The 20,135-nt window shown below is 58.8% G+C and carries 18 protein-coding genes and 3 pseudogenes; 19 read left to right on the top strand and 2 right to left on the bottom strand.

Annotation, left to right across the window (positions count from 1 at the left end):
* Window positions 1–383 precede the first annotated feature (383 nt).
* Window positions 384–1,529, top strand: a complete 1,146-nt coding sequence (locus JJB74_RS32125) for an acyl-CoA dehydrogenase family protein (protein ID WP_200598626.1) — start codon at window positions 384–386, stop codon at window positions 1,527–1,529.
* A 51-nt stretch (window positions 1,530–1,580) separates the two neighbouring features.
* Complete coding sequence (locus JJB74_RS32130; RefSeq protein ID WP_200598627.1) at window positions 1,581–2,648, top strand: MBL fold metallo-hydrolase; 1,068 nt, start codon at window positions 1,581–1,583, stop codon at window positions 2,646–2,648.
* Window positions 2,649–2,658: 10 nt separating this feature from the next.
* On the opposite strand, the gene JJB74_RS32135 is transcribed toward JJB74_RS32130, so the two are convergent.
* On the bottom strand, window positions 2,659–3,879 hold the full coding sequence (locus tag JJB74_RS32135) for a phenylacetate--CoA ligase family protein (RefSeq protein WP_200598628.1): 1,221 nt from the start codon (window positions 3,877–3,879) through the stop codon (window positions 2,659–2,661).
* A gap of 79 nt (window positions 3,880–3,958) precedes the next feature.
* Here JJB74_RS32135 and JJB74_RS32140 point away from each other — a divergent pair.
* A protein-coding gene (locus JJB74_RS32140) for an IS5 family transposase (protein ID WP_200598629.1) occupies window positions 3,959–4,767 on the top strand; the annotation gives its coding sequence in 2 pieces (ribosomal slippage) (window positions 3,959–4,304 and window positions 4,304–4,767; 810 coding nt in all).
* 22 nt (window positions 4,768–4,789) lie between these two features.
* On the opposite strand, the gene JJB74_RS32145 is transcribed toward JJB74_RS32140, so the two are convergent.
* Complete coding sequence (locus JJB74_RS32145; protein ID WP_200598630.1) at window positions 4,790–5,578, bottom strand: enoyl-CoA hydratase/isomerase family protein; 789 nt, start codon at window positions 5,576–5,578, stop codon at window positions 4,790–4,792.
* A 184-nt stretch (window positions 5,579–5,762) separates the two neighbouring features.
* Here JJB74_RS32145 and JJB74_RS32150 point away from each other — a divergent pair, with 184 nt between their 5' ends.
* The 16 genes and pseudogenes from JJB74_RS32150 to JJB74_RS32225 form a co-directional block, all read left to right on the top strand.
* Window positions 5,763–6,866, top strand: coding sequence for a CaiB/BaiF CoA transferase family protein (locus JJB74_RS32150; RefSeq protein ID WP_200598631.1), 1,104 nt, complete (start codon window positions 5,763–5,765; stop codon window positions 6,864–6,866).
* Between the two features lie 115 nt (window positions 6,867–6,981).
* Window positions 6,982–8,220, top strand: a complete 1,239-nt coding sequence (locus JJB74_RS32155; RefSeq protein ID WP_200598632.1) for a thiolase family protein — start codon at window positions 6,982–6,984, stop codon at window positions 8,218–8,220.
* Between the two features lie 64 nt (window positions 8,221–8,284).
* Window positions 8,285–8,539, top strand: a complete 255-nt coding sequence (locus JJB74_RS34300) for an AMP-binding protein (RefSeq protein ID WP_200598633.1) — start codon at window positions 8,285–8,287, stop codon at window positions 8,537–8,539.
* Window positions 8,536–9,645 (top strand): class I adenylate-forming enzyme family protein, encoded by a 1,110-nt coding sequence (locus JJB74_RS32165; protein ID WP_200598634.1) that lies wholly within the window; start codon window positions 8,536–8,538, stop codon window positions 9,643–9,645. Before JJB74_RS34300 ends, JJB74_RS32165 begins: the two co-directional genes overlap by 4 nt.
* Window positions 9,615–9,842: an AMP-binding enzyme gene (locus JJB74_RS34305; protein ID WP_200598635.1), complete on the top strand. Its 228-nt coding sequence runs from the start codon at window positions 9,615–9,617 to the stop codon at window positions 9,840–9,842. Before JJB74_RS32165 ends, JJB74_RS34305 begins: the two co-directional genes overlap by 31 nt.
* 90 nt (window positions 9,843–9,932) lie before the next feature.
* The gene (locus JJB74_RS32175; protein ID WP_200598636.1) at window positions 9,933–10,694 is read left to right on the top strand and encodes an SDR family NAD(P)-dependent oxidoreductase; all 762 of its coding nucleotides are present in this window, start codon (window positions 9,933–9,935) and stop codon (window positions 10,692–10,694) included.
* A 134-nt stretch (window positions 10,695–10,828) separates the two neighbouring features.
* Window positions 10,829–11,629, top strand: a complete 801-nt coding sequence (locus JJB74_RS32180; RefSeq protein ID WP_200598637.1) for an ABC transporter ATP-binding protein — start codon at window positions 10,829–10,831, stop codon at window positions 11,627–11,629.
* Between the two features lie 8 nt (window positions 11,630–11,637).
* The gene (locus tag JJB74_RS32185) at window positions 11,638–13,593 is read left to right on the top strand and encodes an AMP-dependent synthetase/ligase (RefSeq protein WP_200598638.1); all 1,956 of its coding nucleotides are present in this window, start codon (window positions 11,638–11,640) and stop codon (window positions 13,591–13,593) included.
* A complete protein-coding gene (locus JJB74_RS32190) occupies window positions 13,590–14,474 on the top strand; it encodes a branched-chain amino acid ABC transporter permease (RefSeq protein ID WP_200598639.1) in 885 nt (294 codons plus the stop codon). Before JJB74_RS32185 ends, JJB74_RS32190 begins: the two co-directional genes overlap by 4 nt.
* A 3-nt stretch (window positions 14,475–14,477) precedes the next feature.
* Window positions 14,478–15,530, top strand: a complete 1,053-nt coding sequence (locus JJB74_RS32195) for a branched-chain amino acid ABC transporter permease (protein WP_200598640.1) — start codon at window positions 14,478–14,480, stop codon at window positions 15,528–15,530.
* 39 nt (window positions 15,531–15,569) lie between these two features.
* A complete protein-coding gene (locus JJB74_RS32200; protein WP_325170216.1) occupies window positions 15,570–16,865 on the top strand; it encodes an ABC transporter substrate-binding protein in 1,296 nt (431 codons plus the stop codon).
* Window positions 16,866–16,940: 75 nt separating this feature from the next.
* On the top strand, window positions 16,941–17,711 hold the full coding sequence (locus JJB74_RS32205; RefSeq protein WP_200598641.1) for an ABC transporter ATP-binding protein: 771 nt from the start codon (window positions 16,941–16,943) through the stop codon (window positions 17,709–17,711).
* A 161-nt stretch (window positions 17,712–17,872) separates the two neighbouring features.
* A pseudogene (locus JJB74_RS34310) lies at window positions 17,873–18,172 on the top strand (IS481 family transposase); the annotation flags it as partial.
* Window positions 18,173–18,813: 641 nt separating this feature from the next.
* Window positions 18,814–19,503 (top strand): TetR/AcrR family transcriptional regulator, encoded by a 690-nt coding sequence (locus tag JJB74_RS32215; RefSeq protein ID WP_200598643.1) that lies wholly within the window; start codon window positions 18,814–18,816, stop codon window positions 19,501–19,503.
* Window positions 19,504–19,568: 65 nt separating this feature from the next.
* A pseudogene (locus JJB74_RS33595) lies at window positions 19,569–19,760 on the top strand (IS3 family transposase); the annotation flags it as partial.
* 65 nt (window positions 19,761–19,825) lie between these two features.
* Window positions 19,826–20,014, top strand: a pseudogene (locus tag JJB74_RS32225) (IS5/IS1182 family transposase); the annotation flags it as partial.
* Between the last annotated feature and the right edge of the window lie 121 nt (window positions 20,015–20,135).

The raw sequence follows: 20,135 nt of genomic DNA on the forward strand, positions 1-20,135 counted from the left end.
CGCAGGTCAGCATCACTTCCAGCGGATAGTGCAGTCGCTTGAGCACTTTGCTTAAGGCCTCGTTCATCGGCAGTCGTCCCGATCAAATCGCCGACTTTACCAGATGCGCCTTATTGCAACGGAACCAAAAACTTCGAGAGATGGTATTACCCACCATCGCAACGCGCGCTCATCAAGAGACGAGTAGAGGGGCCGATGACATGATTGACAAGGCTAGGAGGCGGGAACATAATTGACCGTAGAGTAGAATTGATGTTCAATAAGTAAAATGCTATTCCAGTAGCTCGAACATTGGCGAGAAAAGTGCTCCGGAAGTCCGGCAGCATATGGCACGCATTGATCACTAAAACGAGGCGCCGCAAGGCTCCATTCAAGGAGATATGATGTCCGATACTTCCGCAGTCTTCCTAAGCGAACAGGAAGTCATGATCCGCGATTCCGCCAGAAAGGTGGCCAACGAAGTCGTCGCAACGACCGCGGCTGCGCGCGATCAGTCGCAAGCTTGGCCAAATGACGAGCTGAAATCTGTGGGTGAACTCGGCTTTATGGGTATGTTGGTGCCAGACGAGTATGGCGGGTCGGGCGCAAGCTTTGTAGAATACTGTCTGGCCATTGAAGAGTTCGCGGCGGCGGATGCTGGATTTGCGACTATCGTTCATGTCCACAACAGCCTGGGTCTGACGCTGATGTGGTCGGCTAGCGAAGAGCAGAAGCGTAAGCACTTGCCAAAACTTGCCAGCGGTGAGCACATTGGCGCCTTCTTGCTTACCGAGCCTCACGCCGGATCCGACACCGCGGCATTTCGCACCTCCGCGCGACGAGATGGCACTGAATACATCCTGAACGGCAGCAAGCAATTCATTTCGAACGGCAGCGAGGCGGGCTTGGCGATCGTGCTTGCGGTCACCGATCCAGCCGCCGGCAAGCGTGGAAAAAGCTTGTTCCTAGTTGACCCGAAGCAGCCCGGATACGAGGTCGCACGTGTCGAAAGTAAATATGGCCAACACACTGCACATCTCGCGCAGATCGAGTTGAAGGATTGTCGCGTCCCAGCCGAAAATCTCATTGGTGCCGAAGGCGCAGGTTATCCTCAAACGATGGCATTACTGTCGCACGGCCGTGTCGCAATTGCGGCGCAGGCCGTTGGGGTCGCTCGTGCCGCGCTGGAGGCGGCCTTGCGGTACGCCAAGGACCGGGAAGCGTATAGCGCCCCGATCATCAACTTGCAGGCGGTTAGCTTTGACCTGGCAGACATGGCGATGCATGTAGAGGTCGCACACAATTATGTGCTACATGCCGCACGCTTGGTCGATGCGAACATTCCATGCGCGAAGGAGGCGTCGATGGCGAAGCTGTTCGCTAGCGAGATTGCTGAGAAGGTGTGTTCTACCGCGCTACAACTCCATGGTGGGTACGGCTACCTCAAAGATTTCCCGGTCGAGCGCTATTGCCGGGATGTCCGTGTCTGCAAGATCTATGAAGGCACGAGCCATATTCAGAAGCTCATCATTGCGCGTAGTCTGGCCTAGGAATGACGCCGGGCGGATGTAATAAGGCCGGCGTGTCGTGGGAAGTCCGCTATGAACACTGAAGACGAAAGTAGCACAGCTGCCAAGCCCGGCCTGATATATCCGTGCGGAGAGGTTCCCGAGGCGGGAACCGCCAAGGAAATCGCGCAGGGCGTGCAGTGGATACGCATGCCCCTGCCGTTCCAACTCGACCATATCAACATGTGGGCAATCCGTGATGGGGCAGGCTGGGCGCTAGTGGATACCGGCATCTGGTCGCCCGACACTGCGGCGGCTTGGCGCCGGTTGTTTTCCGGCGCGCTTGGGGATCCTGTGACGCGCATCTTCGTCACCCATATGCATCCCGACCATATCGGCATGGCAGGCTGGCTGACCCGGAAGTTTGGCTGCAAGCTATGGATCAGTCGCCTGGAGTACCTGAGCTGTCGCGTGCTGGGCGCCGATACCGGTCGTGAGGCGCCCGAGGACGCCGTGCAATTCTATCGTCGGGCTGGATGGAATGACGAAGACATCGAAAACTACCGCACACGGTTCGGCGGCTTCGGCAAGATGATCTATGCTTTGCCCGACAGTTATCGGCGCCTGCGGGATGGCGAAGAGCTTCATATCGGCGGACGGCTCTGGCGCGTTGTAGTGGGCACGGGGCATTCGCCGGAGCATGTTTGCCTGTACTGCTCTGAGCTAAAGCAGCTGATCTCGGGCGACCAGATATTGCCCCGCATATCATCCAACGTCTCGGTATTTCCCACCGAGCCGGAAGCTAATCCACTCTCAGACTGGATGGATTCGCTAAAGAAGTTGAGTCGCGAAGTCCCGGACGACGTCCTAGTGCTTCCTTCACACAATGAGCCGTTTCATGGCTTGCATCATCGGATCGATTCTCTTTTGCAGAGCCAGCAGCGCGCGCTTGAGCGACTGCGGAAAGCTCTGTGCGAACCGCGGCGTGTGATCGACGTATATGGGGCACTGTTCGCCCGGGCCATCACCTCAGACCACTATTTGATGAGCATGGCGACGGGAGAAAGTTTGGCCCATCTCAACTATCTCGTGGCCCGAGGTGAAGCTTCGGTGCGAATCGGAGACGACGGCTGCGCCTGGTATCAGATAGCCGCCGTCTAACAGCGATTAGCTAAGTACCGCTCTTGCGATCTACCACAAGTACGGTTTCCGCCGCCAGGGCATCGGCCGTTAGCCATTCGAAGTGATCGGGCTTGAGCCGGGACAGGGTCTGGAATTCCTGTGCCACCGTCTGCGCCAATGAATCCCGTCGTGCCGAGGGTTCGACCGCCAGGCGTAGTGTGACTTCCTCGCGGTTGCCGGGGCAGGTGATCACTGCCTGAGCGGCGCGCACTCCAGGAATGCGGATGGCTAACTCCTCCAGTTGCCGAGGATAAATGAAAATTTCCCTGGCCTTGACCGCCTGCCCGACCCGGCCCTGTATTTGGCCGATCCTGCTAACACATCCGTCATCACCGGTTTCGAGGGCGCAAGCGACGTCGCCGGTGCCGAAGCGAATCAGCGGCCAACCGGGCGAAAGCGTGGTAACGACGATTTGGCCCGGCGTGCCCGCAGCGACTGGCAAGCCGGTAACTGGGTCGCAAATCTGCACCAGACGGTCTTCGTGGATTGCATAACCTTCTTGGCCCATCTGTTCGTAGCCAATCAATCCGAAATCGCCGGTGGCGTAGGTGGAGAAAGTTCGAATGCCATAGCGCTCCTCGAGGCGACGGCGCTTGCCCATCCAATCTCCCATCTCGCCGCCCAGTAGAGCAGAGCGCACTTTCCAAGCTCGCGGCAGTTCGTGACCGAGGCCCTCCAATGTTTCGACCAAGGTCATGAAAAAAGCGGTGGAAGCGCAGATGCAGGTGACACCCAAGTCGAGCACAATCTTCGCCTGCAATTCGGCGCCGCCAGTCCCGGCAGGAATGACGGTGGCGCCGCAGGCGACAATGCCCTGGTCAAGCAGAAGGCCGGCGGGAACGAGGTGATAGGACCAGGTGTTCAGAACGCGGTCGCCCGGCCCTACACCCGCAATCTGAAACACCCGTGCAAAACCATGTCCATCCCGGTCGGAGCGCAGGTGCGGTTCGTTCAGGGGGCCGGGCGAGACAAAGATGTGCGCGATATCCTCTACCCGAGCGGCGAGGAACCCGCCGAACGGCGGATGTGATCGCTGAAGCGCTAGCAGTTCGTCTTTGCTGGTGACCGGCAGACGTGTCATATCCTGGGCGGTGCGCAGATCGGCTGGCGTCATCCCGGCTCTTTTATAGATTGCCCGTATGGCCGGTGCCATCTGCCAAGCGGTTTCCTGCGTGGCACGCAGGCGGGCGAAGCGGTCGAGGGGTGTCATGGTCTCTCTCCTTGAGCTGCTAACAAAATGGAAAAATTGTGGTCATATTGACTTGCGAAGACTCTTTTGCGAGGCGCATATGGCACGCAAACTGGTTGACGATGAGCTATGGGAGATCATCCAGCCGCTGCTCCCGGCACCAAGGCGGCGCAAGCACCATCCCGGCCGCAAGCGCCTGGACGACCGGCAGGTTCTGACCGGGATTTTGTTCGTCCTGCAGTCCGGCATTCCGTGGGAAATGCTGCCCCAAGAGATGGGCTGCGGTTCAGGCATGACCTGCTGGCGACGCTTGCGGGCGTGGCAAAAGGCTGGCGTATGGAAGCGGCTGCACGAAGTGCTGCTGGCCAAGCTGCGCGGCGCGGAGAAGATTGATTTCTCCCGCGTGATTCCCGGCAGTGCCTCGGTGCGGGCAGTGCACGGGGGAAAAAAACTGGACCGAACCCAACCGATCGCCGTAAGGCGGGCAGCAAGCACCACCTGCTCGTCGACGCCCAAGGCATCCCACTCAATGTGATCCTGACCAAAGCCAATCGCAACGACGTCACACAACTCATGCCGTTGCTCGACGGCGTGGCCCCCATTGCCGGCAAACGCGGGCGGCCACTTCGCAAACCCCAATGCGTACAGGCCGATCGCGGGTACGACAGCAACAAGCATCGGCAGGAGTTGCAAAGGCGCGGTATTCGTCATCAGCTCGCCAGACGCCGAACTGCGCATGGAAGCAATTTGGGTAAGACGCGATGGGTGGTAGAGCGAACTCTCGCCTGGCTGCATCAGTTCCGGCGCTTGCGGGTCCAATACGAGCGACTGTCTTCGATGCATGAAGCGTTCCTCCGGCTTGCTTGCGCCATCATCTGCTGGAGAGTCTTGAAAAATTCATTTTGTTAGACGCTCTAACAAACAGGCGTTCCTAGCGACCGGTGAACACCGGCGCTCTTTTCTCATTGAATGCGGCCAGGCCTTCCTTCATGTCCGCGCTATGTATATGCACCTCGGAAGCGAGCAGTTCTAGCCGCAAGGCCGATTCGATCGGCTGGGCCAGTCCATCATCAACCAGTGCCTTCATTCGGCGCAAGCCGAGAGGGCTCTTCCGGGCTAGCGTGGTAACCAGCTTGCCGGTAGCGGAAAGCAGCTCCGCATCTTCCACCACCTTGTTCACCAGGCCGGTCGCCAGCAATTCCTCGGCCGGCAGAAATTCTCCCGTATAGAGCAGATACTTCGCACGAGTCGGTCCAATTTTTCGCGGCAGTCGTACCGATCCGCCGCCGCCCGGAAGTAAGCCGTAGTTGGCGTGCGCGTCGCCCAGCTTGGCCGAGCGGGCCGAGATTACCAAATCACAGCACAGTACCAGCTCGAGGCCGCCGGCTAGCGCCAAGCCGTTGATTGCGGCAATGACCGGCATCGGAAAGCTCTCCACGCGGTTCATGAGGGCCAGTACGTCACTCAGGAAGTGCTGTGTTCCATTGTCGGTCTCGCCGACCTGGCTTTGCACGTACTTCAAATCGGCACCGGCGCAGAAAGCGCGTCCATTTCCGGTCAGTACCACGGCACGTACGCCGTCAGTGTTTTGCGCCTGATCCAAGGCCCGAGAAATTCCGGCCAGCACCCGTGGCGTCAATGAGTTCATTGCTTCAGGGCGGTTTAGGGTGATCCACATGGCGCCGTCGCGCACCTCCGAAATGATTTCTTCCTCACTCATGGGCTGCCTCCTCTGAATTGAACTGAGTACCTTATATTGAACTATTTTCTTCCAATTGGAAAGTAAAATAATTATGTAGTATTTTATTTTACCGAAGGGTAAAATTGGCTCTGCGTTCCCTACCGCTTGGCGGGGATCCAGAGTTCGGATCGGTGGCATTTCTGTTTCGCATGAGAGGAAAACAATGATTCTCCCGCTCGAAGGCTTACGTATTCTTACCTTGGCCGAACAATATCCCGGGCCGTTCGCTACCTTGGTGGCTGCTGACCTTGGCGCTGAGGTAATCATCGTTGAGCGAAGCTCCGGAGACCCGGCGCGCCAGTACCCTGGTTTCCATGCGTCACTGAACCGGAACAAGAAGTCGGTGGTGTTGGATTTGAAGACGGAAGAGGGCAAGGAAAGTCTGCGTAATCTGATACGTAACGCCGACGTCCTCATGGAGGGGTATCGGCCGGGGACTATGGCTCGCCTCGGATTCGATTACGCCGCCACAGTCACAATCAATCCTCGCATTGTCTATCTGTCTATCTCGGGATTCGGGCAAACCGGCCCTTACCGCGATCGGCCGGCACACGACTTGTCATATCAGGCGTTGGCCGGTCTCCTGTCTCGCCAAGCGGAAACTGGCCGAATCGAAGCACCGCCAGACCTTGCAATCGGCGACCTGTCGTCTGCGATGTTCGCATTGACCGGCATGCTATCGGCCCTGCTACGACTCGAGCGCACCGGCCAGGGTGCATATATTGACGTTTCCATGACGGACTGCTTGGTTTCATTGATGACCGCCATGCTGGCACCACTCATGAACGGCATGAACGAGGGTTTCGTCAACGATGAGCCAAGTTACGGCACGTTCGAATGCGCTGATGGAAAGTTGCTGACGCTGTCAATCGCGCACGAGGACTGGTTCTGGCAACCGTTGTGCCCGCTGTTGGGTATGGACGACGTAGCCGCCTTGCGGCATCCAGAGCGCGTCGCAGAGCAGACCGTATTGAGAGCACGAATCGCGGCCGCTTTGAAGCATAGATCGCGAGAAGAATGGAGCGCCGAGCTAGACCGGGCCGGTATTCCCTGGGGGCGGGTCAATTCTCTGGAGGAAGTGGTCGCTGACGAGCATTTCCGGCATCGGGGCATGTTCAGGCAAGTGGCTCGTAACGACGGCGGCTTTTCTTGGCACGTGGCACAGCCGTTGGTATTCGGAGGCTTCCACCCGGGGCCTCTGACCGACGTTTCTCCCTTGGGGGTGGACACGGATGCCGTGCTGGGCAATCAAAAAAATAATTCATGAGTTAATTGGAATTACCCGATAGGTACGTTATTTACTTTTAGGTAAAACATATATATGGTGTCTACAAGGCCGTTGTGCAGACAAAGAAAACAATCTAGATGATGGAGGAGGACACATGGAACAGATTTATGTGGTGGGCGTTGGCATGACGCCGTTTGGACGCCACTTGGATGTCAGCATGAAGGCCCTGACCAGACAGGCGGTTGATGCAGCATTGGCCGATGCGGGGCTTGGCAAAGAGGCGCTGGAAGCAGCTTTCTTCGCCAATGCGTCGCAGGGCCACATGGAAGGCCAACACATGATTCGCGGTCAGGTAGCTTTGCGTGCGATGGGGTTGGGTGGCATCCCGGTTGTCAACGTGGAGAATGCGTGCGCCAGCGGAAGCAGCGCTTTCACTCTTGCGGTTAACCACCTGCGCGCCGGAGCCGCCGATGTGGCGCTGGCAGTCGGCACTGAAAAGATGTACTCGGCCGACCGCGACCGCATGTTTTCGGTGTTCGACAGCGCCTGGGATGTGCATGAAGCCGAGCAAATTCGCGAGCGCCTGCTACAACTAGGTGCTGGTGTCGCCGTCCCGGAGGCAAGCGTATCGCCCAAGCCGTACAGCGTTTTCATGGATGTGTATGCTGCGTTCTCCCGCGCGCACATGAAGCGCTTTGGCACAACGCAAAGACAGCTTGCCGCGGTGTCAGCTAAGAATCACGCTCACTCCGTCCACAACCCCCTCTCGCAATATCGCAATTCATATACGACCGACGAGGTTCTGGCGGCCCCTCCAATTACCTATCCGCTGACCTTGCCGATGTGCTCGCCGATTTCCGACGGATCTGCCGCCGCCGTCGTTTGCACCGCAGCGGGCCTCAAGCGCTGGAATATCGACCCGGCGCGCGCGATCCGTGTACTGGCCTCGATCGTCCATACCGGGTCAGACCGTGACGATGCCGAATACCGCAATCACTGCACCGCCCTGGCTGCGCGCAGCGCATACGAGCTGGCCGGCGTGGGGCCACGCGACATCTCGGTGGCCGAAGTTCATGACGCCACCGCGATGGGCGAAATCATTCAGATCGAGAATCTCGGTTTCTGCGAGTTCGGTGAAGGCGGCCCATTTTCGGAACGCGGTGAAACTTGCATTGGCGGTCGGATTCCGGTCAATCCCTCCGGCGGCCTGGAGTCCAAGGGACACCCTGTAGGCGCCACCGGTATCGCTCAAGTGCATGAGTTGGTGACCCAGTTACGCAACGAGGCCGGCGTCCGGCAGGTGGCCGGCGCGCGACTGGCGCTGGCTGAAAACGGTGGTGGGCTTCAGGGTATCGAAGAGGCGGTCGCCTGCGTCACCATCTTGGGTCGCTAAAACATCAATCGCAAGCTGCAAGTTGGCGCAGACCGGCGACGCAGCTTAGACGAGGAGACGAAAATTGCGGTTAGCAGACTACTTCGACGCGGCCGCGGCGAACTTTCCGCGCCATGAAGCCTTCGTGGATGGGCGAAGACGCCTAGTCTACAAAGAGGCACAAGCAATGGTGCACGCCACGGCGCACGCTCTGACCCGTGAGCCGGGGCTACGCGGCGGTGCTCATATCGCAATCTACGGACCAAATTATTTTCGCATCAGCTTGCTCCAGACTGCGGTCAACCGGGCGGACATGGTATGGGTTGCATTGCATAAATGAAATTCACCCGTCACCAATCTAGCGATGCTGGGATACGCCGACTGCGACCTGATTTTTGCCATAGCAGCTTCGAGCATCTTGTGCCGTCCTGGAAGGCTGAGCTGCCGCAAGTGCAAGTGCAGGGCTTCATCTGCATCGATCGGCCGTCCGAGCGCGGGGAGTTCCTGGACACGTGGATGGTCGCACATCGCGAGCCGTACGTCGCTGTGCCGGAAGACCCCCAGCGAGCGACGGCACTACAGCCGACCGGTGGCACGACTGGCCCGTCAAAGGGTGCACTACATTCCCACCGCTCGCTGGAAATGACCCTGATTTCCATCTTCAATATGCTGAAGATTGACTTGGGCTCTCGTATTCTGGCCGTCGCGCCTCTGACGCATGTCGCCGCCATGATCACCTTCGCCGGCGCCGCCCGCAGTGCTTGTACGGTGGTGGTGCCCGGCTTCGACGCGCAAGCGGTTCTGGCCACGATCAAGCGCGAGCGCATCACCCATCTATTCATGCCGCCTACCATCGTGTACGCCCTGCTCGCGATGCCGCGAGTTGCGATGACGGACCTAAGCCCGCTACGTTGCCTGGCAGTCGGCGCCGCCCCGATTGCGCCGGAAAAGCTGAAGGAAGCGGTGCGGGGGTTCGGGCCAGTGATTTATGAGGTGTACGGCCAGAGTGAATGTCTGTTTCCGGTAGTGGCCAAGCAGCTGGAGGACTACATCCGTGCAGACGGCAGCTTCGATGAGGAGGCGCCACGCTCAGCTGGTCGCGCCGTTCCCTATGCCCGCGTCGAAATTATGGACGACGACGGCAAGTTGCTTGTTCCCGGTGAAAAGGGCGAGATTGTGGTGCGATCTTCGATGGTGATGAAGGGCTATTACAAGAAGCCGGAGGAAACGGTAGAAGTGTCTGGATTCGGCTGGCATCACACCATTGACGTCCGCATCAAGGATGCACGCGGGCTAATCACGATTGTCGACCGCAAGAAAGACATGATCGTCAGTGGAAGGTTCAACGTCTTTCCGAGCGAGATCGAAGCGGTACTAACACGCATCCTGCCATTTTGGACTGCGCCGTCGTCGGCGTGCCCGATGAGAAACGGGGTGAGGCGGTGAAGGCGGTAATCCAGCTGAAACCTGACCATCGGGCTAGCGGCGATGAACTCATTTCTCTCTGCAAGCGCGAGCTCGGTAGCGTCAAAACACCGAAAACCATTGAATTCTGGGACGAACTCCTACGCAGCGCTGTCGGCAAAGTGCTCAAGCGCGACATACGGGAAAAGTACTGGCAGGGCCAGTGGCGCTCAGTGTGACTGATCGAGCGACACTTCAATAGGAAAGGCGCACCCGACCCGAGAGGCCGTTTCATAGACATTTACTTCAGACAAAAAGGGAATTAGTACATGAACGTCAACAACAAAGTCGCCGTCGTCACGGGAGCCGCTTCTGGCCTAGGATTGGCCACCTGCAAGGCCTTGGTCGCCGCGGGCGCCAGGGTGGTGGGGTTCGACCTGGATGGTGAGAAAGTGCAGGCCGCGCTGGGCCCGGATATCAAGGGACTGGCAGTTGATGTCGCTAATGAGGACGATATAAAGACTGGCATCGACACCGTTCTTGAGATGCACGGCGCCATCCATATCGGGGTCAACTGCGCCGGCATCCTCGGTCCTTGCAAGACTTTGTCGAAAAACCAGCTTTTTCCGACCGAATTGTGGGATCGCGTCATCGCGGTGAACCTGAGCGGCACCTTTCACATGATCCGCCATGCGGCGCTTGCCATGTCGCGCAACGAACCGGATGAAAGCGGCGACCGCGGGGTCATCGTCAACACCGCGTCCGGCGCCGCCTGGCAAGGCCAGATGGGGCAGGCCGCATACAGCGCTAGCAAGGCCGGCGTCATCGGCATGACCCTGCCTATCGCACGCGACTTGGCTGAGCATGGCATCCGCATGGTGGCGATTGCGCCCGGCCTGTTCGATACCGGCATGGCGGCCGGCATGCCGCCCAAGGTGGCGGACAAGCTCATCAATAACATGGTGCTGTATCCGGCGCGCATGGGGCAGCCGGAGGAGTTCGCTGGTTTGGTGCACCATATCGTGGAAAACTCTTATATCAACGCCACTACCATCAGCATCGACGGCGGCGGTCGCGTCGGCACCCGTTAGCGGGGTCGGCACGCCGGAGGCGCTGGGAGGAGTGCCGGCAGAGAAGGAACTGCGGCACGTGGGCTACGCGCCGGCGCTGTGAATAAAACGACAGGAGACGAGATGAGACAAGGTATCAACGCAGCGGGGGCGGCATGAGCGTGCCCCGGGCCGCGAAGCAAGGTGCGCCCGTGGTGCTGGCCGCGGATGGAATCCGCATGGCATTCGGTGGCATCGTTGCGCTCGACAATGTGTCGGTCGAAGTCCGCGCCGACGAGCTGTTCGCCATCATCGGCCCAAATGGTGCTGGCAAGACTTCTCTGATGAATTGCCTGAGCGGATTCTATCGCCCGCAGCATGGGCGGATCCTGCTCAACGAGCAGGACATCAAAGGCAAGCCAGTCCACGAGATCGCGCGATTAGGGCTGGCCCGGACGTTCCAGGGTACACACATATTTTCCGGCATGAGCGTGGTGGACAACATCATGGTGGGCCGCCACATCCACATGCGCGCCACCTTGCCCGAAGCGTTTTTCTATTTCAACCGTACCCGGCGCGAAGAGTTCGAGCATCGCGAAATCGTCGAAGAAATCATAGAGCTGCTAGAGATCCAATCGATCCGGCACCAGCCGGTTGGAAGCCTAGGTTACGGCTTGCGCAAGCGGGTCGATCTTGGTCGCGCCTTGGCGCAGGAACCGAAGATCTTGCTGATGGACGAGCCGATGGCGGGCATGAATTCGGAAGAGAAGGAGGACCTCGCCCGCTTCATCCTCGATGTGCGGGAGGCAAAGCGCATTCCCGTTGTGTTGGTCGAACACGACATGGGTGTCGTCATGGATCTGGCCGATCGCATTGCGGTGCTCGATTTCGGCCGCAAGATCGCGGATGGTACGCCCGCGGAGATTCAGGTCGATCCGGCGGTCTTGAAGGCCTATCTTGGCGACGGAGGAAAATGATGTTACCCATGTCAACGCTTCCGCAACTGCTCCAGCAGCATGCGGATCGGACGCCGGAGCGCCTGTCGCAGCGTCACAAATGTCGCGGTATCTGGCGTGAGTTCAGCTTCGCCAAGGTCCAGGAAAACGTGCGCGAGCTGGCACTGGGCCTGCATCGACTCGGTATGCAGCGCGGTGAAACGATTGCCATCATCGGTGAAAACGAACCCGAGCACTTCTGGGCTGAATTCGCAGCTCAGGCACTGGGTTGCAAGGTCGTCTCACTTTACCCCGACCTGACAGCGGAGGAGGTTGCCTACGTTCTGGAAGACAGCGAAACGGTGTACCTGTTCGCCCAGGACCAGGAGCAGGTCGACAAGGGCTTGGCCATCAGGGACCGTCTACCGCTCCTGCGAGGGATCGCCTATTGGGACGATACCGGCATGTGGTCCTATCGCGAGGATGTGCTGCGTACCGTGACCGGATTGCAGGAGGAGGGCCGGCGCCTGCATCGCGAACAGCCTGAGCTGTACCGTGCCTTTTTGCAAGAGGGCAAGCCCGACGACATCGCGGTGCTTTCGTTCACTTCAGGGACAACGGGCAAGCCCAAGGGCGTGATCCTGAGCCACAAGTACCTGATCGACAATGCGCAGCGCGTCATCGACGCCACCGGCGCCAAGCCGGGCATGGAATATCTCACCTATATCGCTCCAGCGTGGGCGACCGAGCAGATCATTGGCATCACGCTCGGCGTAGGCCTGCCCTTCGTGGTGAATTTTCCGGAAGGGCCGGAACAGGTGCTGAGCAATATCCGCGAACTGGCAGTGGAAGCGATGGTATTCGCGCCGCGCCAGTGGGAAAGCCTGGCATCGACCATGCAGGCGCGCATGCTTGATGCCGGCAAGGTCAGCCGCCGCGTCTACGAGTGGGGCCTAAGCGTGGGCCACGAAGTCAATGTCGCACGCCTGGAGGGGCGGCCGGTCAGCACGCGAGCGCGGCTGGCATTCCCGCTGGCCGACGCGCTAGTGCTGCGGCCGTTGCGCGATCAACTGGGTCTTACTCGCCTCCGGATTGCCGGCTGCGGTGGTTCGACCATGGCGCCGGACGTGTTTCGCATGTTCCATGCGATCGGCGTGCCTTTGCGTAACATCTACGGATCGACAGAAACCGGCCTGCTGACCATGCATCAGGGCGACTGCTACGACCTGGAAACGGTTGGGCACTGGCTGCGCGCTCATCCCGATGCCGATGCGCCGCTGGAATGGCAACTGACGAAGGAAGGCGAGTTGCATATCCGAGGTGGTACGCACTTCCGCGGGTACTACCGGCGTCCCGACGCCTCCGCCGAAAAGATCGTCGACGGCTGGTTCTGCACCGGCGACGCGGTCACGCGCAGCGAACGCGACGAATTGGTGTTCTTGGAGCGCATGAGCGATCTACGGCGCTTGGCGTCGGGGGAAAGCTTTCCACCGCAATTCGTCGAAACGCGGCTACGCTTCAGTCCGTTCATCAAGGACATCATGACGGTCGGCGACGCGACGCGCGAGTTCGTAGTGGCCTTAATCAACATCGACATGAACGTGGTGTCGCGCTGGGCCGAGGAAAAGAATCTCAGCTTTTCCACCTTCACTGACTTGTCGCAAAAGCCCGAAGTGGGGGACTTGCTGCGCACCGAGATACAGCGTGTCAATTCCTTCCTGCCGGCCCATGCGCGGATTCGCCGTTTCGCCAATTTCCCCAAGGAGCTAGACCCGGACGAGGGGGAGTTGACGCGTACGCGCAAACTGCGGCGCGAATTCCTGGAGCAGCGTTACGCCGCCGTGATTGACGGGTTGTACGCCGGGGCCGATGCGGTCGATATCAGGATTCCCGTCACTTATCAGGACGGGCGCCAAGGCAGCCTGGCCGCCCAGGTAGCCATTCACGACAGCGAGACACCTGCGCAGCGGCACGGGAAAGCTTTCGTTCAGCGGAGGGTAGCATGATTGAGTTAGTGAATTACCTGATCAACGGCGCACTGATCGGCTTGCTGTATGCGCTGATTGCCATGGGTTTTGTGGTGATTTACCGCGCTTCCAAAGTGTTCAATTTTGCCCAGGGTGAGCTGGTCGTGTTCGGTGGCTTCCTAGTCTGGTGGATGGTCATGGAGCTCGGCCTGCCGATGTGGACCGGCCTGCCCTTGGCATTTGCGGCCGCCGTCGCATTCGGCCTTCTGATCGAGCGTCTGTTTTTCTCGCGCTTAGTCGGGGAATCGGTCTTCTCGATGGTGATGGTAACCATTGGCCTGCTGATCCTGATCCGCGGCGTCATCTTGGTTGCCTTCGGTCCCCAGGTGCGGCCGTTCCCCATCGTGTTTCCTCTGGCGCCAATCATGGTCGGCGACCTGCTGATTCCGCGCTCATTGTTCTATGGGGGACTTCTGACCGTCGTCATCGGTTTCAGCCTGTCCTGGTTCTTCAACAAGACACGTGCCGGCCTGCGCATGACCGCAGTGGCGGAAGACCACCAGGTCGCGATGTCGATGGGAATCTCGGTGCGGCGCTCGGTGGCATTCGCCTGGGCCCTGGGTTCAGTGCTCTCGACCTTGGGTGCGATCGTTTACTTGAGCGGGAAATCGCTCAACCTGCTGACCTCGGAAATCGGCATGGCCGCTTTGCCGGTCGCACTCTTGGCCGGCCTCGAATCGATCGGCGGTCTGTTGCTGGCGGGGCTGCTGGTCGGCATCGTCCAAGGGCTGGCCATGGCCTACCTCGATCCCTTGGTGGGTGGTGCGGTCGGTTCCGTGCTGCCGTTCGTCATCATGCTTTTAGTGCTGCTGATGAGGCCAACCGGCATGTTCGGCTGGAAGACTATCGAGAGGGTATAAATCATGGATCCAGCAGGCGTATTCGCAACCAGCTTTGCCGGGGATCAGGCGCTGATCCGCACTTCCAAGCAGCGCTGGGCCCTGGTTTTGTTCGCGCTGTTCATGATGGCCATGCCGTTGCTGTTCGAGCCGCGCATCGTCGCCATCGTGACCACCATGCTCATCACCGTGGTGGTGGTGCTCGGCCTCCAGATTAACACCGGCTTGGCGGGACAGATCAACCTCGGGCAAGCCGCGTTCATGGGCGTCGGCGCCTACACCACAGCAATCCTGGCCAGCAAGGCCGGATGGCCGATCTGGGCCGCGTTGCCGGTGGGCGGTGTGGCGGCGGCCGTGTTCGGCTTTATCTTTGGCATGTCGGCGGTCCGCATCAAGGGCTTCTACTTGGCCCTGACAACGATCGCGGCTCAGATTCTGTTCCATTTCCTGGTGCTCAACCTGCCCGCTTCCTGGCTCGGTGGTTCGGCCGGCATCACAGTACAGCCGGCGGAGATTTTGGGGGTCCGTTTCGATTCGGACCGCTCGATCTACTACCTCTGCTTAGCGGTGGCGGCGCTTATGCTGTTCGGGGCCTACAGCGTGGCGCGAAGCCGGCACGGACGCGCCTTTCTGGCGGTACGCGACGACGATGTCGCTTCCGGGATGATGGGAATCAACGTGGTGCGAACCAAGGCCGTGGCATTTCTGCTGGGCGCCTTTTATGCCGGCATTGGCGGTGGCTTATGGGCGTATTACGTACGCTTCGTCGCTGTCGATCAATTCACGCTGTTTCACTCAATCTGGCTAATCGCCATGATTATCGTCGGCGGCGTCGGCTCAATCACGGGCGCCCTGATTGGTGTGCTGGTGATCAAGCTGTCGCAGGAGATCATCAGTTCGGCCGGTTCCACCATTGTGGAACATGTGCCGTTCCTGGGTGGTGACATCGTATTCGCCGGCATGAACATCTTCCTGGGGGCGATGATCGCCGGCTTCTTGATTTTCGAGCCACGCGGCCTGATGCACAGATGGCAAATCATCAAGCGCTCCTACCGCTTGTGGCCATTTCCCTATTGAAGAAAATGGGAGCGGCAAGATACGCCGTCTCCCTTGTCGGTGCGTTTGTTCAATAACTATCAAGGAGATGGAAAAATGGTTTTCAGTAAAAAATTCAACAAACGTCCGGTCCAGTCGCGTGCCTGGATGTTCGCCGCGGCTGCAGAGTTAAGCATGTTGTTTGCCGGCGCCGGAGCGCAGGCCCAGACCACCTACAACCTAGCCGGGCTGGCCGATTTCACCGGCCCCTACGCCGACATCATGAAGGACGTCACTGGCTGTCGCCGCGGGGTCGTCGATTGGTGGAACTCCGAAGTCGGTAAGGAGCTGGGCGTGGCGCTGAAGATTAAGGATTACGATACCCGCTACGACGTGGCGCAGGTGGCCAGCCTGTGGCCAGGTGCCAAGTCGGAATTGAATCCGATCCTGGTGTTCGGCATCGGCGGACCGGATGCCACGGCGTTGCAGGAGCGCCTGCCTAATGACAAGGTGCCGATGATCATGGCCACCGCCGGCTACGGCTATGGCTGGAAGCCAAATCCTTGGGTTTTTAATGCACGTCCCACCTATCCGCACGAAGCGACAGCCTTCATGGAGTGGTTCCGCAAGAAACGCGGCGGCGACGGTGCCCTGAAGCTGGGCATCATCTCTTCGGAAGCTTCGCCCGCCTACGTGGATATCCATAAGGGCATGGAGAAGTACGCCAAGGAAAACCCGAAGCTGTTGGAAGTGGTTGAAACCATCTACGCCGAAGTGCAGCCGACGGACTTAACACCCCAGGTGGCACGCTTGGTGCGCAAAGGCGTGGAAGTCATCCAGATCCAGACCAACACGGCGGCGGTTGTAGCGACCCGGCGCGCACTGCAAAGCCTGGGCAAGACCAACATCCCCATCATGATGAGTGCCCATAACAGTCTGCTGGCGTCCGGCAAGGCCATCGGCGGTCTCGCGCAAATGGAAGGCAATTACGAAGCCTACGGCATGGCGATCCCGACCGAGGACAAGACCACGGCGCGCGGCTTTTATGAAAAGCTGCGCGACAAGTACAAGGTCACCGCCGGCTACAACGTTCCCTGCCTAATGGGCCTGAACCAAGCGATCGTGGCGGTGCGCACGATCGAAAACGCGGCAAAGGCGGTTGGTCCGACCAAGCTGACCGGCGAAGTCGTGCGCAAGACGCTGGTGACGACCCCGATCACAGCTGAGCAAAGCTTCGGCGTACTGCCGACGTTGACCTTTTCCGAAGACGCGCCGTTTCCAACGCGCGGCCTGACAGTGAACATCGGCACGGTGCAAGACGGCAAGTACACGATCGCGGACCAAAACGTGGCTGTTCCTGTCCTGAACAAATGGTAAGACCTGCGTGACGCGCCCCGCCCCTTCCGGGGCGCGTGAACTGCTTGGGAGAAACAATTGCTTGAATTGAATAACGTGGAAGCGCTCTACAGCGACGTCATCCTCGCCGTGAAAGGAATTTCGGCTAAGGTTCCGAAAGGGACATGCGTAACCTTGCTAGGCGCCAACGGGGCCGGTAAAAGCACGACCCTGAAGGCCATTTCGAACCTGATCAGTTGCGAGGACGGCCGGGTTTCAGGTGGCGGCATTTCCTTCGATGGTGCGCCGCTGACCAATCAGGAGCCGATGCACATCGTCCGGCACGGCATAGTGCATGTGGCCGAAGGTCGGCAGGTGCTGCGACACATGACGGTCGAGCAGAACCTTATCGTCGGCGGTCACATAGTGGGCGGCGCCGAGGCGCGCCGGCGCCTGGACCAGGTGTACCAGCGCATCGGCCGCCTCGCAGCTTTGCGCGGGCGTACCGCGGGCTATCTGTCGGGCGGCGAACAGCAGTTGCTGGTGATTGGCCGCGCCATGATGGCTGACCCCAAGCTGATGATGATTGACGAGCCTTCGCTAGGCTTGGCGCCGCTGATGATCGAAGAAGTGTATGCCTTGCTGGCGCAATTGAAGGCGAGCGGCCTCACGCTATTGATCGTGGAACAGAACACGCGCGTTGCGCTTGACTTGGCGGATTACGGCTACGTTATGGAAAACGGCCGCATCGTACTTGAAGGCGCCGCCGCCGACCTAAAGGCGAACGAAGATGTGCGCGAGTTCTACCTCGGCCTCACCATGGATGGTGAACGCAAGAGTTATCGTGACATGAAGCATTACCGTCGTCGCAAGCGCTGGCTCGGCTGAGCTGGGAAACCATGGAGGATGAAAGCATGACTGATTCGCACGAGGAACTGGTTACCCGCTTGGACCGTGGCGCGGTGAGCTTTCTAGAGCCCGTTATGAACTAGGTGTACAGTCCCGGGAAGTCGTGAGATTATTCTGTCCCCCGCGGAGGAAAAATTGTTATGGCAAACATGCTTCACCGCAGCGCCCGCACAACGCCGCGAATTCGATGCGAGCTCTAAAGGTCGCAAGAAAAGACGAGTGTCCTAGCTCAGCGTTACGGGCTGAGTCGTACGACTGTGACAAAGTGGCGCTCGCGCACCACGACTACAGATGCGCCCATGGGCCCGATGAAGCCTAAAAGCACAGTGCTTTCTCCTGCCGAGGAACCTGTAATCGTGGAGTTTCGAAGAAGCACCCTGCTGCCGCTGGATGACATGATGGGCTGTTGCCAGCTGTTGCTGGAATGCATGATCAGATCGACCGCGTAGGGTGTCAAAGGTTTTTCCGGCATCGCCGCGCGGCCGCCGGCGAGCGCTACCTCGATGTCCAGCAGCCAATCCTCCCGCAGTCCCGTCGTGAAGGCATTGATCGACGGAAAAGTACTGATCACTCCCGCCTTGCAGCAGCCACTTACCAGCTCAGGGCCAGAAACATGGGACATCGGTGCCACGATGGCGGACAGAGCATGCGGGCCGGGAATGCGGTAGGAACGCTTGAAGGTCACGGTGCGGGCAGTGCCAATCAGTCTGTCGATGGAATTCGGCTGTCGCCAAGGCTTGTAGGATGCACGATATTTATCCAACCTCCGCGCGGTATGCGCGCCGGCGCGCACCGGTATATAATTTACTAATTGTTAAATAGTATTACTATTTGGTTGAATTTGCGTCCAGCGTAGGAATGTAGTCCGGGTGCCTCGGGGAGGGGTGTTGAACGCGGAAGCTAGGCGGCGTGCGTCAGAGTGATACGGAAACGCAACTACGGTGCAGCCGCAAGTTCCATCCTCACTTTGGTGGCGAGTGCGCAATTTTTATAATTGATTTATCAGTAGGGCTTTTTAACGACAAGTAGACTGTGTTTGCACAGCGACGAGGGAAGCAAATTGAGAAAGGCAGAAAGCATCATGGAAAGCGCTGAAGCGAAGAAGGCAGGCGCTAAGAGCAAGCCGACCGCGCCCCGGCGCTGGAACAATCTAGTCAAGAGTCAGGATGAGCAATACCAGCTGAAACGGCAGGCGGTTATCGCGGAGGCGTCTCGCGCATTTGGGCATCGCGGCTACCAGAACGTCTCGCTGGACGAAATCGCGAAAAGCCTGAACGTGACCAAGCCAGCTCTGTACCACTACATCAAGAGTAAGCAGGAGTTGCTGTATGAGTGCCACAAGCTGTCGATGGAGATCGGCGATAAAGCGCTTGAGAAGGCCCTCACAACAGGAAAAAATGGCCTCGAAAAACTTGAGAAGTTTGTGTCGATATACATTCGAGACTTTGCCAGCGAACTGGGAGCTTCCGCTGTCCTTCACGAATACAGCGGGATGACACCTAACGACCGCAAGCAGATCATGGCGCGCCGTCGGCAATTCGATCTTCGCCTGCGCGACTTAATACAAGAAGGTATAGACGACAAAACTATTGCCGCGTGCAACCCGAAACTCGCAGTATTCTGGTTCATGGGCGCGATCACCAGCATCCCACGCTGGTACAGACTCGACGGCGATCTCTCCGGCGCCAACATCGCTCAAGCTTTCGTTCACTTTCTCGTGAAGGGAATTCAAGGTCAGGGGTTATTTGACGGTGGTAAGTGCAGTACCTGAATTGATCGGACATGTAAAGATGTGGCCGATATATGAAGAATTAATCGAGCCGTGTCCGATATCCGGTCTCACGTAGTGGCTTCTATGCCTGGCTCTCTCGCGCGCGTTCACCACGTCAGCAAGTCGACGAACGGCTGAAGGTGGCTATCAAAGAGGTCCATCGGCTGAGTCGTGAGACCTATGGCGTGCGGCGGATGCAGCCGGAGCTGGCGGCACAAGGGTTCCTGGCTGGACGTGACCGTATCGGACGACTGCGGGGTACCTCGAAAAACCCCGGCGAGTCTGGCAAGATGTGGGCGCCTCAAGCCTGACGTAAATTTTCATGATCAAGACCAGTCTGTTTGCCGACCAGGAGCGCGAAGCCAAGCTCAACCAGCTTGGGGATGCGCTACAGGTGATGGAGCAGCATATTGACTTCGCCGCCCTTGCTGCGGAGATTGACCTGGCGGCACCGCGCCCCAGCCGCGAGCGCGGCGGCCGTCCGCCATTCCCGACCGAATTGATGGTGAGGTCAGCTGAAAAAAGTGTATGCCAACGTTTCGTAAAATTGAGGAACGGAGGCATAGATGAATCGAGTACCGAAAGCGCGATATACAAAGGAATTTCGTGAGGAGGCGGTCAAGCTGGCGGAG

This window comes from Noviherbaspirillum pedocola (assembly GCF_016632335.1).
Lineage (GTDB): Bacteria > Pseudomonadota > Gammaproteobacteria > Burkholderiales > Burkholderiaceae_D > Noviherbaspirillum_A > Noviherbaspirillum_A pedocola.

What these genes read in the sequence shown, in the direction of transcription:
- JJB74_RS32125 (WP_200598626.1), top strand. Translation starts at nt 384, where the DNA reads ATGTCCGATACTTCCGCAGTCTTCCTAAGCGAACAGGAAGTCATGATC.
- JJB74_RS32130 (WP_200598627.1), top strand. Translation starts at nt 1,581, where the DNA reads ATGAACACTGAAGACGAAAGTAGCACAGCTGCCAAGCCCGGCCTGATA.
- JJB74_RS32135 (WP_200598628.1), bottom strand. Translation starts at nt 3,879, where the DNA reads ATGACACCCCTCGACCGCTTCGCCCGCCTGCGTGCCACGCAGGAAACC.
- JJB74_RS32145 (WP_200598630.1), bottom strand. Translation starts at nt 5,578, where the DNA reads ATGAGTGAGGAAGAAATCATTTCGGAGGTGCGCGACGGCGCCATGTGG.
- JJB74_RS32150 (WP_200598631.1), top strand. Translation starts at nt 5,763, where the DNA reads ATGATTCTCCCGCTCGAAGGCTTACGTATTCTTACCTTGGCCGAACAA.
- JJB74_RS32155 (WP_200598632.1), top strand. Translation starts at nt 6,982, where the DNA reads ATGGAACAGATTTATGTGGTGGGCGTTGGCATGACGCCGTTTGGACGC.
- JJB74_RS32165 (WP_200598634.1), top strand. Translation starts at nt 8,536, where the DNA reads ATGAAATTCACCCGTCACCAATCTAGCGATGCTGGGATACGCCGACTG.
- JJB74_RS32175 (WP_200598636.1), top strand. Translation starts at nt 9,933, where the DNA reads ATGAACGTCAACAACAAAGTCGCCGTCGTCACGGGAGCCGCTTCTGGC.
- JJB74_RS32180 (WP_200598637.1), top strand. Translation starts at nt 10,829, where the DNA reads ATGAGCGTGCCCCGGGCCGCGAAGCAAGGTGCGCCCGTGGTGCTGGCC.
- JJB74_RS32185 (WP_200598638.1), top strand. Translation starts at nt 11,638, where the DNA reads ATGTCAACGCTTCCGCAACTGCTCCAGCAGCATGCGGATCGGACGCCG.
- JJB74_RS32190 (WP_200598639.1), top strand. Translation starts at nt 13,590, where the DNA reads ATGATTGAGTTAGTGAATTACCTGATCAACGGCGCACTGATCGGCTTG.
- JJB74_RS32195 (WP_200598640.1), top strand. Translation starts at nt 14,478, where the DNA reads ATGGATCCAGCAGGCGTATTCGCAACCAGCTTTGCCGGGGATCAGGCG.
- JJB74_RS32215 (WP_200598643.1), top strand. Translation starts at nt 18,814, where the DNA reads ATGGAAAGCGCTGAAGCGAAGAAGGCAGGCGCTAAGAGCAAGCCGACC.